Consider the following 10,652-nt stretch of genomic DNA (forward strand, 5'->3'; position numbering starts at 1 on the left):
CGAATTATTTTAAGTCCGTCCGCCAATACTTCTTTGAAATGCCGGACGCTCAGATAACTGCTTCATATAGTTCAACACCGCTGGATAGGGGCTGAGGTCTAGCTTCAGTATCATGGGAATGTAATTCAAAATAGACCCCACCGCTACATCAGCAACAGTGAACTCATTGCCAAGTAAAAAAGGTTGCTTACTGAAAATTTCATTTAAGGGAGTCAACAAGCGGGGCATTTCCCGCTCCCGATTTGCTTCTACAAAAATCCCTGGGCCAAGGGTAGCATTGGCAAACAACACCCATTGGGAAAATAGAGCATTTTCCTCTGCTGAAAGTGGAGTCTTACTATACTTATCGGCAAGATACAACAAAATTGCCCCAGATTCCCAAACCTGAAAATCCTCATCAACAATTGCTGGAACTTTACCAAATGGGTTGATTGCTAAATACTCAGGCTGGAGGTGTTCACCCGCCTGCATATCAAGCTTGACGAATTCGTAGGGAATTCCTAATTCCTCTAAATACCAGTGAACAATTGACGCTCGACTACGAACGCCACCGTAAAGTTTTAGCATAATTACTTAAAGCACTTTATGAGTGTGAGAATGCTGTTTAATATTGTCTTCTTTGGTGACAACTCTGGCGGCGTTTAACACCCGCTTCCGCTCAATGGAATACTTAAATTCACTGTAGCTTGTACCTAAGGGAATCAGGGCTTTTGCAGATTCACGACGCTTGTAGGTACGAGCTGCTGCAAATGCCCGTGGCACAAATTCTTCTCCAAACTGAGCCGACTCTGGAAAGCCCTCTGGTAGCAGTGGTGAATCGCCATCCAGCACAGATCCCAAAGTTGTGGCATGAGCCAGCTTATAGGAGGTAGGAATGCCCTTTAACAGCGCTTCCAAAGCCGCAGAGGGAATCGGTTCTATAACTTCGATTTGATAGACTTCTCCATCTTCTTTGACGAAGCAGGTTGCCAAGCCGATCGCAATGTAATCATCGGTTGTTAAATCAGGAGCATTGGGATAGGAAATTGCAGTTGTCATCGGGAAATTTCTCAAAATTTAAAAATTGAATTTAGGGAATGGGGCATTGGGCATTGGGCAAAACAGTGCTGAGTTAGGAGTTAAGAGTTATTCTCCCCCTGCTCCCCTGCTCCCCTGCCCCCTTGCTTCCTCATCCCCTCTTTAACGAATGGCTTGTTGGCATTCTACCAATTTGCTGCTCTCACTACTTGACTAGTCTTTGAGATTAACGTCTGTTATTTCGGGAATTCATCTTCGGGATCGAGTATCTATGAATAGGTTTGAGGAGCAATTGTTTATTTAAGGGGTAGATTTCTACTGGTGTAAGTAGTTTAAATCTCAGTCTTAAGATGGCTTTCAAGTAACCATAAGTACCTTGAAAATAGACATAGTGGTAAAACCACCAGAGTTAAAAAACTAGATTTTTATTTAAAAAAGCAGGGATTTCAAGCAGGGAAAGATGAATATTCACTCATTTTTAGCTGACGATGACCAGCAAAGTAATCAATATAAGTATGTTATAAATACTACAAACAAACTTCAAGAGCGGAGGAAAAGCGATCGCAACGCATCTATTTTTGGGGATAGCGACTTGCGCTCTTGTGCTTTGAGGTTGGCTCAACAAGGAGATTATACCGAAGCGATCGCACTTTTAACCCAACTAATTTGCCGCCACCCCCACAATGCCGTTGATTACAACAACCGGGGGCTAATTTATTTCCAAAGTGGCCAAAGGCAAAAAGCGCTTTACGACTATAACACCGCACTTAAACTTAATCCATATTTGGCTAGTGCTTATAATAATCGGGCAAATTACTACGCGGCTTGTGGAGAATTAGCAGTAGCACTTGCCGACTACGATCGAGCAATTGATTTGAAACCTCACCATGTCCGGGCATGGATTAACCGAGGCATTACCTGGCGTGATTTGGGGCAATATGAAGTGGCAATTGAGAATTTTGAACTCGCACTGCTTTTCGGTCAACTAGAAGGTCATATCTGGGCTGAACGCGGCAGAACTTACCATCTTTGGGGCGACTGGAATTGTGCGATCGCTGATTATCGTCGCGCCCTTACTCAACTACCTTCTCTCGACAACAATAAGGATATTACTGGTTGTCGCTTGCGTTTACAACTCGAAAATTGGCTAGACGAGTTACTATCTCAATCAGCGTCCTAATTGGTAGATTAGTTCTTCTGGGGGATTCAAAATTCAAAATAATTGATTAATTTTGAACTAGAGTTTAGTGACGCTGTATCGCTAATGACTAATAGATGATAACTACATAGCTATTCAAAAATTAGCTATTAACCATTACTTATTAGCAATAATATAAATTAACACCCAGCTTATACGTAGTCTGAATCACAATAAACCTAAATAATCCCAAATTCGCCATTTGTCTTAGGGTGACGAGTCTGTTTGCTCATCTTCTCGGCGATCTTGATTCATCAACACGATCTGACGCTGGCTGGGATCGAATCGGTATCCTTGTCGTTGTCTAATAATTTTAGCTTCTTGGGGATCAAAGTTACGGCTAAATTCTGCCTGCAAACCATTGACATGTCCTTCCATCAGCTTAACTTCAGTACTCATTTCTCGCAATTTTTCTTGCTGTAACCAATGATAAGGCAAGAGTTGTGTTAAAGCAGATGCTGCAACGGCTGTAATCACGAGATTAACCGCTATTTTGGCTGTACTTTCTAGTGCCATCACCTGGTAAGAACGTTGACGAAGATGCCGCTTTGGTCGAGAAATGACCTGGCGTTTTTGTATGGGTTGTAACGGTGGTCTAGAAGGTTGAATCGCGTTCATGATGCTAAAAGATAACCTCGCTTAGTGAAGGGAAACACTATCAAGAGTGCTGAGTTATGAGTGCTAAGTGAAATTTCCAACTCAGCACTCAGAGCTGAATTAGCACTCAGTACTCCTGAATGCTTGATTTAGCTGTCATATTACTTCATTTTTTTGAAATAGCTACAAGTGTCGCACTAGTTAAAAAATAACCTGGCTTACGTAAGTGCAAGATTTCTAGGTACTTATGACATAAAGCCATAAAGTCTGGAAATTGCACCCCGTACTGCCAGGATTATTAGCTTTTTAACTGTGTCACATCGGAGCCTTATTTGTAAAGTTCTGTGGCTAATCGCCAAGCTAGAACTCCTGGGATCAAGGCTACAACTAGAGCGATGTAGACTTGAGTATCTGAGATGGAAGATATCTGAGCGATGTACAGAGTATCTAAGATAGGCATGGCTGAAAACCTCCTAACCTGAATTGATTTTGAACAGTTCGTTTACTACTTTTCCTTGTTTTGCCAGAATTGTGGAATATCTTGTTACAAGATGCAACAAAAGCAGTTATTGGTCAGTAGTTCTTATTTATTCTCCATTAAAAAAATTTATAAAAATTATGAATTTATATCTGGGTATCGACTTCGGCACGTCTGGCGCACGCGCTGTGGTGATTGACGAGGAAGCCTCTTGTATTCAGGTAGAGGTGCGATATCCCTTCCACGACTCACCAGCGCCTGTTATGCCCAAAATTTGGCAGGAGGCTTTGTTTGCGTTGGTGGAACAAATACCTGACCAATTACGGCGAGAAATTAAAGCGATCGCAATCAATGGGACTTCTTCCACTGTCTTGCTAGTCGATGCTGCTGGCAACCCTGTAGATGCACCATTGCTGTATAACGATGCGCGGGGATCGTGTGTCCTAGAGCATTTGAGGAGTATCGCACCCCTCAATCATACCGTGTTGAGTGCCACCTCCAGCCTGGCCAAACTTTTGTGGATGAGGCAATTACCATCTTTTAGTGAAGCTAGATATTTCCTGCATCAAGCAGATTGGCTGGCGTTTCTGCTGCATGGACAGTTGGGGATTAGCGATTACCATAATGCTTTAAAGCTGGGTTATGACGTGGAAGAATTGAAATACCCAGAATGGCTAGAAAATTTGCAAATATCGATTCAGCTACCCAAAGTTTTAACTCCTGGGACTCCGATTGCCGAATTGCGTTCTGAAATTGCGGATAAATTCGGTTTACGCAGTGATTGTTTGGTATGTGCTGGTACAACCGATAGTATTGCGGCTTTTCTCGCCAGTGGGGCAAAATTACCTGGTGAAGCCGTAACTTCCCTTGGTTCCACGTTGGTACTAAAGTTGTTAAGTCTTACCCGTGTAGAAGATGCCAGATATGGGATTTACAGCCATCGGTTGGGTGATTTGTGGCTAACTGGGGGCGCTTCTAATACTGGGGGTGCAGTACTAAAGCAATTTTTCACCAACGCTGAGTTAGCCAGCCTTAGCCGGGAGATTGATGCGTCAAAAGCCAGCGAGTTAGATTATTATCCGTTATTGAAGGTAGGCGATCGCTTCCCCATTAACGATCCCAATCTACCCCCACGCTTGGAACCACGCCCAGATAATCCAGTGGAATTTTTGCATGGGTTATTAGAAAGCATTGCCCGCATAGAAGCGCGAGGGTATGAATTATTACAGCAAATGGGCGCAGACAAGTTGAGCCGTGTTTATACTGCTGGCGGTGGCGCAGCGAATCATACTTGGACTGCGATTAGGGAACGTCATTTGCAGGTTCCTGTAATCGCGTCAGTAAATACAGAAGCTGCTTACGGGACAGCGCTGTTGGCGATGGGAGAGAGAAAAAGGGGTTAATCAACAACGCATCTTTTGGTAGATATCTTTTAAATCAGTATCTATCCCAGTGACAATCGACATATCTCGGCCGATACTGGGATGATTAGATACCGGACTATAGATTCCAGGTTCATAATCTGGGCAGCTATTCGGGGATGGGTGCTTTGCAGCAAGCGAATGTCATCCATCCCCTTTACTAATTATTAGTGTGGGTTCTGAAGGGATTAGGAGAAAAAGGTTTTTTAAGAAGATTTGACCTGCGCGATCGAGATTATCATCTAGGGAAAAGGTGAGGCTGCGGACTCGGATTTTATCGCTTTTAATATCTAGTGGCTGTGTCAAGTCTTTGGGATATATCAAAAAGGCTTGCTCACATTTTGCTGTGTTTGCGTAGCTGAATCATTTGATAAATATCTGTATTTCCTGACAGTTCAGGGGCTTTATACTTTGTATTTAAAACTACTATTATTTTGACAGTAGCAGCATCACACAGTAATATACCCCTCTTCTGTCACTCTCCGAAAACATTTGCCATTTCTGGATTCTAGAGCTTTTGTATAGCAAGCGTAGGCGTAGCCCGCCGCAGGCATCGCGCGATTCTTTTCTAATAACAAATACAAGCGCCCATTTTTTTCTAATAGTATACCTTGTACTGATTGCCTCATCAGGCTTCTAGCGATTGCCCTCCCGGTGAGTGACAATTAACTTCATAAATGAGTTTTGATATGTGCGTGGTTTGTGGTTAGAGTTATACTACCAACTAAGTTGGAATAAATCTATCGCTTAACATCTTCAAACACTGACTTTATCAAATTTTTAAGTTTGTCATCAGTTTTATTCATGGAGGCGTCAATCGTCCTGATGTTGCCCAGCCTATACTGAAATAACAGGCTGCATACAAGTAAAACTAAGTCGAGATAATGTCCAGCAGGAAAAAGTGCCTTTAGCAAACAGGTAAAATATTTGTAGAGTAATTATGTATACATTAAGACCAAGTAATAAATATCAAGAAATTTCAAAATTTAAAACCGCAAACAAATTAGGAGGTATTCTACATAATTAATTAGCGATCGCTAGCGGTTAGCATTTAAAACAATAGTTTATTTATACTCTGATACGGAGCTAACAGCGAAAGTCGGGTAAACCTTAATTAGAATTGATAATTTTTTACTTTGTCGAAAATAAATTTTCATCTAGAGTAAGACAAAGATACCTACTGTTTACCAGATAAAAAAGCTAGCTGAAGCCTCTGGCTCATAGCTATCTATGGGAAACCAAGCTTGATTCTTAAGAGTCTGGTTTCAAAATGGGTAACAGCAACATCCCCTATCAGCTCGATCACCTATGCTAAAAGTTATGCACTCGGCCGCCAACTCAGCCACTCCAAATTCCCAGTGGGAGGATTTAAGCAAGCTTCCAGCCCCAAACACAGTTCAATGGGACAATATCAAAACCCAATTAGACTTGGTGCTGTTAGCGCTAGAAACCTTAACTGGGATTGGTTCAGAGGCAATGCTTTCGGCGGCAACCGATCTGAATTTAGAGTCAAGAGTGCCAGACCGCGTAGCTTTATGGCGATTGCGCCAATCAAATCCTCTACGCAAAGGTCAAGGAGGGCGAAAAAAGCTAGATGTCGAAGAAGCGCGATCGCTTGTTTTGATCGTCTGCTACCTAGCCAAACAGCACCAGGAATTGATTCGCCGCGCTGTTGGTCTGTTAGAACAAATGGCAGAAAATAACCGGGAACCTCACCAGGCTGCTTTACTTGGAGACTATATTGATGCTTTTTGCAACACCTACCAAGAGCGGATGGAAGAGGACGAGCAAATCTCAACGGATTTACTAACCAACCTGGCCCTAAAACTGCTTGTAGATTTACTTTTTTACAGCGCTCCTGGTGGGCATCGCCGTCTCTGGCTAGCACTTATAGACCGTTCAACAAAATTTTAAATTTTAGATTTGAAATTCTTCAACCAAAATTTGCTCATGAAAGTTTGCTAGGTAAGGATTCCTTTTTGGTGGTCATTAGCTCTTGAGCGATGCACTATCAACAATGCTTCCTGCTTGCATGCCAGTTTGCATAACAGAAGGAACCTGACAAATTTTTGAGTGGAAGAATCCACCGTTCCAACTTTTCTTGGCAAGCAACTGGCTCAATTTTTGCAAAATCCCAATATAGTCTTCTTCGTAGTTCCTGTCATGCCTCTATCAAATTCAGTTATTCGTTGCTACACACCACCGACTTGCACGCTAGAAGTATTCGCGCAAAGCTCACCTCTGTCTCGTTGGATGGGGAAAACTGTCCTCAAACATCTGAGTTTTGAGCTACGTTTTGACGATCCCCGACTCCCAGAAGAACAAAGAGTTCCAATTCGGGGCGATCGCGAGCAACTCGAAGCTTTATGTGATGCTGTCACCAACTATGTACAGCAATTTCTCCAACAGTCTCCAGAAAGCTTTTGGGTCAGTTTCTCAAGTACCCAAGAGTCAAGCACAGCACTGGACGATCCGGAATTAAAGTCTTCAACAAAAACATTAAATGCTTTTAGTAACCAGATTCCAGGGGCAAATATCCACTTAGAACCAAGCAGCTATTTAACTCACAACCTATTTCTTGGTTCTCTGGCCAACTATTCATCTGGCCCTGTAATTCAACTCAGTTTGCTGCAACTATTCGATTTGGCAAGTGCTTTAGATGAATACTCAACTGATGTCATGGCACTTCCAACTCTCAACAGCACAGGTTCGACTCTAAGGTTTCCTGCTTGGGCGCCTATTGCCGCAGTATTAGTATTAGGTGTAGGTTTTTTACCAGTTACTTGGCAATATGCTAACAATATTAGAGAAAAGCAACAGCAGACAGCCAAAACATCAAATTCAGAAGCAGTAAAGACTGCTCTAGAACCTTCATCCTCACTAAACTTTCCCACCCCTGAACCTGGGCTAACCCCTCCATCAAATAATTTGCTAGGTTCTACCCCTCCACTTTCCACATCCACTTTACCCCAAGCACCTCTAACAGCCCCTAGTTCTAGTAGTTTCTCTGCACCGCCACCAAATACATTGACAATACCTCAAGGGACGACTGCAACCCTTCCTAGTAATCGAGCGATGCCTTCACCATCCAGCAAAATCCCAGGCCAGGAAATTGCCATATTACCAAATCTGGCACAGAATCCAACTGGGTCAAGTTCCCAACCCGGTGCTATCCCTCAACTGCGAAATTTGCCACCCAGACTATCTTCTAACGCAAGTAGCTTACCAACTAATATCTCACCAGTCCTGCCTCCATCTCTTGACACCATACCCAGTAAGAATCGTGTCAATACCCCAACCCAACCCTCCCCACTAACTTCACAACAGCTAGACGAAAGAATCAGTGCCTTACAGCAATCTTCTACTGGAGAGAAACCTACTTCACAACTTCCCTCCTCTAGAACTGCTGCTAATAATCCATTTATCGATCAATTAGGGGACGCAAGTAAAAACCCCACATCCAGAGAAGTAGCTACTGGCACATTATTTGACACACCTCAAGTAGCAGAAGCTAGACAATACTTAACAAAGCGTTGGCAACCACCTACTGGACTGGGACAAACATTAGAGTACAGTTTGGTAGTTGGTGTTGACGGCACAATTGAACGAATTTTTCCCCTTAATAAGGCAGCAAGAGAATTCGTTGATAACGCTGGGATGCCTGAAGTTGGCAAACCTTTTGTTTCCGCTAATAAAAATGGACAAAATGTCAGAATTCGAGTTGTTCTCAGTCCTGATGGCAAGGTACAGACTTTTCCAGATGAATAACTAAACTCATCCTTTTAATGCCACTTGTAAAACTGGTACAAATCTTGTGCCAGTTTCTACTTATTACAATTGCTCTTGAGCTTACCTGTTGAAGTCCAGTTATGAAACTGGTCTTACTATTGATATCAGTAAACCTACCAATAAATATAATTACTGTTAACACCAATTCTCCAAAACTAAACTATAGATACAAGTCTGGAAACCCAGATTAAATTTTACGCTTCTTAATTAATAATTAAGAATTGGTATTAATAACTCATATAAAAGGTAAGAAATATGCAAACAATTGGTACCCAAAAAGACAGTGCAGCTTGGGTTATTCAAACTTGGGCAGCTTTTGTGATTTCTATTTCTATGACCACCTTTGGTATTGTAAACTTACCTGTAAATGGCTGGGTGAAAGGCTTTATGGGTATGGGTATGGCATTCTCTGTTGGCTCAACTTTTACTTTGGCAAAAACTACTAGAGACTTGCATGAAACAAGAAGATTAACTGCGAGGTTAGACGAGGCAAAAGTAGAAAAATTACTTTCACAACACGATCCTCTAAATTTCAAATGAAGGGAGTTAGCCTTTCAGGGAATTCAAAATTATCCGTGCAGCGGAAATTAACCACATAACGAAAAACAAAAGGACTGGATATACCAGTCCTTTATTATATTGATTTAACGTTTTTATCTTAATAACGGGATTTTTTGGTTTTTAACTTTTGCTTTTTACGCCGACGTTCGCTAGCAGCAACTGCCTGTTCTACAGGATAACCCACTATAGGAATTACCTGATATTTGCGCTCGTCTTCTAACTTTCTCAGTTCAGTGTAATCAACCCAATGAATGCAATCCACTGGACAAGTGTCAATTGCTTCTTGGATAATTTCCTCAGCGTCCCCATCTTGCCGAACCACGCGCGATCGCCCATAATCTGGTTCAATATAAAAGGTGTTACGCGCAACATGAGCGCAATGCTTGCAACCAATACAGGTTATTTCGTCAACATAAACACCATTTTGGCGCAATATACCACCCAATTCCGGTTCTAAACCAGAACGTTCTGGGGCATCCCGTAAAAAACCCCCTAGTTCTGGTTCCAAACCGGAACGGTTATCTTCTTGTTCTTCCGGCGACGGCAGAAAATCAGCCATTAAGCACTCCAGCGCTGTAGTACCAGGCGAATTGAACCATCTTCATTTTTCTGTTGTTCAGAAACTTGAAAACCAACACGAGCGGTTTCTTTCACAACTGTTTGATAAGCATAGCGCTGTGTTACTTGGCGCAAAAATCCATCTACAGACAAATTTTGCTGCCAATATTGCAAGTCAGCCACCAATTCATATTCTTTGCCATTCCATCTAAAACCGATGTCATAGCCATTTTCCTGCTCAATACTAACTTCCGCAGGATGAGTTTGACCGCGATAGCCACGGACTTCGCGTGGGCCGGGTTTCCAGTCTACGCCCAATTCAGTCAAAGCATCTTTCAAAGAATCAAGGTTACGGATTTGAGTCTTAATTTGGCTAAAGTGTGACATGGTGGTTGTGAATTAATAACACTAAACTACTGTGAAAACTTACCAATCGCTGTAAGTGGTGTGTGTATTCGCCACATTAGATTGCTGCACCTTGGCGGCGAAATATTCTGAGGTTGGCTCATGATTAAGTACTTGCCCCAGCTGTGCCTCTATTGCTGCTGTAACTTCAGCGCAAGAATTACCCACAATGCCAGTGACTTTCTCTTGTACCCGACCGTCTGGATAGATTATGAACTCTAATGTCTCCATTCTTTTGGTCAACCAGGATAAGTACGCTTAAATTGTACTGCCTTAGCAGAAGGCTAAAAATATAGCCGTAGGAACATATTTAGATACAAACTCGCCATTTGTTAACTAATGTTCCATGTTTCAACATATATATCTCAGAATCTTTACAAAACTTATTAGTATTATAAGCACACACATCAGTATTTAGTTAGTTTCTCTTAACCTCATTGATTAGTCAAGGTAACAACTGGAGCTAGCTAAGTAAGCTGCAAAAGTCCTAAGAATAAGCATTAGAGGTAGTATAGCCAGCAAGATAATTCACAAAAATATAAAATTTATTGAAAAACTTTATTCTTACCATTCTAGGACTTACGCATTGACAGAATAACAAAATAGTGAATTCATAAATAAGGGTCGT

At 42.0% G+C, this 10,652-nt stretch carries 13 protein-coding genes; 5 read left to right on the forward strand and 8 right to left on the reverse strand.

From position 1 onward, the window contains the following. Window positions 1-9: 9 nt before the first annotated feature. A complete protein-coding gene (locus ACM0OX_RS14345; protein ID WP_414515604.1) occupies window positions 10-567 on the reverse strand; it encodes a glutathione S-transferase family protein in 558 nt (185 codons plus the stop codon). A gap of 6 nt (window positions 568-573) precedes the next feature. Then, window positions 574-1,038: a hypothetical protein gene (locus ACM0OX_RS14350; RefSeq protein ID WP_414515605.1), complete on the reverse strand. Its 465-nt coding sequence runs from the start codon at window positions 1,036-1,038 to the stop codon at window positions 574-576. A gap of 439 nt (window positions 1,039-1,477) precedes the next feature. Between ACM0OX_RS14350 and ACM0OX_RS14355 the strand changes: the two genes are divergently transcribed. Further along, the gene (locus tag ACM0OX_RS14355) at window positions 1,478-2,197 is read left to right on the forward strand and encodes a tetratricopeptide repeat protein (RefSeq protein ID WP_414515607.1); all 720 of its coding nucleotides are present in this window, start codon (window positions 1,478-1,480) and stop codon (window positions 2,195-2,197) included. A 225-nt stretch (window positions 2,198-2,422) separates the two neighbouring features. Here the strand turns inward: ACM0OX_RS14355 and ACM0OX_RS14360 are convergent, their stop codons facing one another. Together ACM0OX_RS14360 and psaM are read right to left on the reverse strand one after the other, a co-directional pair. Continuing rightward, window positions 2,423-2,833 (reverse strand): hypothetical protein, encoded by a 411-nt coding sequence (locus ACM0OX_RS14360; RefSeq protein ID WP_414515609.1) that lies wholly within the window; start codon window positions 2,831-2,833, stop codon window positions 2,423-2,425. A gap of 307 nt (window positions 2,834-3,140) precedes the next feature. Then, complete coding sequence (gene psaM / locus ACM0OX_RS14365) at window positions 3,141-3,230, reverse strand: photosystem I reaction center subunit XII (protein ID WP_040630342.1); 90 nt, start codon at window positions 3,228-3,230, stop codon at window positions 3,141-3,143. Window positions 3,231-3,430: 200 nt separating this feature from the next. On the opposite strand from psaM, the gene ACM0OX_RS14370 reads away from it, so the two are divergent. Next, complete coding sequence (locus ACM0OX_RS14370; protein ID WP_414515611.1) at window positions 3,431-4,693, forward strand: FGGY-family carbohydrate kinase; 1,263 nt, start codon at window positions 3,431-3,433, stop codon at window positions 4,691-4,693. 467 nt (window positions 4,694-5,160) lie between these two features. On the opposite strand, the gene ACM0OX_RS14375 is transcribed toward ACM0OX_RS14370, so the two are convergent. Next, complete coding sequence (locus tag ACM0OX_RS14375) at window positions 5,161-5,340, reverse strand: hypothetical protein (RefSeq protein WP_414515613.1); 180 nt, start codon at window positions 5,338-5,340, stop codon at window positions 5,161-5,163. A gap of 679 nt (window positions 5,341-6,019) precedes the next feature. On the opposite strand from ACM0OX_RS14375, the gene ACM0OX_RS14380 reads away from it, so the two are divergent. From ACM0OX_RS14380 to ACM0OX_RS14390, 3 genes are all read left to right on the forward strand, one after another. Beyond that, window positions 6,020-6,625 carry a DUF3038 domain-containing protein gene (locus ACM0OX_RS14380; RefSeq protein WP_334836946.1) on the forward strand — a complete coding sequence of 202 codons (606 nt, stop codon included), beginning with the start codon at window positions 6,020-6,022 and terminating at the stop codon, window positions 6,623-6,625. Window positions 6,626-6,874: 249 nt separating this feature from the next. After that, window positions 6,875-8,479, forward strand: a complete 1,605-nt coding sequence (locus tag ACM0OX_RS14385; RefSeq protein ID WP_414515621.1) for a DUF4335 domain-containing protein — start codon at window positions 6,875-6,877, stop codon at window positions 8,477-8,479. Between the two features lie 276 nt (window positions 8,480-8,755). Further along, window positions 8,756-9,040, forward strand: coding sequence for a YiaA/YiaB family inner membrane protein (locus ACM0OX_RS14390; RefSeq protein ID WP_094348435.1), 285 nt, complete (start codon window positions 8,756-8,758; stop codon window positions 9,038-9,040). Window positions 9,041-9,158: 118 nt separating this feature from the next. Here ACM0OX_RS14390 and ACM0OX_RS14395 read toward each other — a convergent pair whose 3' ends face one another. Genes ACM0OX_RS14395 through ACM0OX_RS14405 form a run of 3 tightly spaced genes read right to left on the reverse strand, consistent with a single transcriptional unit; the run spans window position 9,159 to window position 10,255 of the window. Beyond that, window positions 9,159-9,620 (reverse strand): ferredoxin, encoded by a 462-nt coding sequence (locus ACM0OX_RS14395; RefSeq protein ID WP_094348434.1) that lies wholly within the window; start codon window positions 9,618-9,620, stop codon window positions 9,159-9,161. Continuing rightward, window positions 9,620-10,006, reverse strand: coding sequence for a DUF1257 domain-containing protein (locus tag ACM0OX_RS14400; RefSeq protein WP_414515615.1), 387 nt, complete (start codon window positions 10,004-10,006; stop codon window positions 9,620-9,622). The genes ACM0OX_RS14395 and ACM0OX_RS14400 overlap by 1 nt, the downstream gene beginning before the upstream one ends. 39 nt (window positions 10,007-10,045) lie before the next feature. Further along, the gene (locus ACM0OX_RS14405; protein ID WP_094328129.1) at window positions 10,046-10,255 is read right to left on the reverse strand and encodes a DUF2997 domain-containing protein; all 210 of its coding nucleotides are present in this window, start codon (window positions 10,253-10,255) and stop codon (window positions 10,046-10,048) included. Window positions 10,256-10,652 lie beyond the last annotated feature (397 nt).

The sequence above is a fragment of the Nostoc sp. PCC 9305 genome, assembly GCF_963920915.1.
GTDB lineage: Bacteria > Cyanobacteriota > Cyanobacteriia > Cyanobacteriales > Nostocaceae > Nostoc.

What these genes read in the sequence shown, in the direction of transcription:
- ACM0OX_RS14345 (WP_414515604.1), bottom strand. Translation starts at nt 567, where the DNA reads ATGCTAAAACTTTACGGTGGCGTTCGTAGTCGAGCGTCAATTGTTCAC.
- ACM0OX_RS14350 (WP_414515605.1), bottom strand. Translation starts at nt 1,038, where the DNA reads ATGACAACTGCAATTTCCTATCCCAATGCTCCTGATTTAACAACCGAT.
- ACM0OX_RS14355 (WP_414515607.1), top strand. Translation starts at nt 1,478, where the DNA reads ATGAATATTCACTCATTTTTAGCTGACGATGACCAGCAAAGTAATCAA.
- ACM0OX_RS14360 (WP_414515609.1), bottom strand. Translation starts at nt 2,833, where the DNA reads ATGAACGCGATTCAACCTTCTAGACCACCGTTACAACCCATACAAAAA.
- ACM0OX_RS14370 (WP_414515611.1), top strand. Translation starts at nt 3,431, where the DNA reads ATGAATTTATATCTGGGTATCGACTTCGGCACGTCTGGCGCACGCGCT.
- ACM0OX_RS14375 (WP_414515613.1), bottom strand. Translation starts at nt 5,340, where the DNA reads ATGAGGCAATCAGTACAAGGTATACTATTAGAAAAAAATGGGCGCTTG.
- ACM0OX_RS14380 (WP_334836946.1), top strand. Translation starts at nt 6,020, where the DNA reads ATGCTAAAAGTTATGCACTCGGCCGCCAACTCAGCCACTCCAAATTCC.
- ACM0OX_RS14385 (WP_414515621.1), top strand. Translation starts at nt 6,875, where the DNA reads ATGCCTCTATCAAATTCAGTTATTCGTTGCTACACACCACCGACTTGC.
- ACM0OX_RS14390 (WP_094348435.1), top strand. Translation starts at nt 8,756, where the DNA reads ATGCAAACAATTGGTACCCAAAAAGACAGTGCAGCTTGGGTTATTCAA.
- ACM0OX_RS14395 (WP_094348434.1), bottom strand. Translation starts at nt 9,620, where the DNA reads ATGGCTGATTTTCTGCCGTCGCCGGAAGAACAAGAAGATAACCGTTCC.
- ACM0OX_RS14400 (WP_414515615.1), bottom strand. Translation starts at nt 10,006, where the DNA reads ATGTCACACTTTAGCCAAATTAAGACTCAAATCCGTAACCTTGATTCT.
- ACM0OX_RS14405 (WP_094328129.1), bottom strand. Translation starts at nt 10,255, where the DNA reads ATGGAGACATTAGAGTTCATAATCTATCCAGACGGTCGGGTACAAGAG.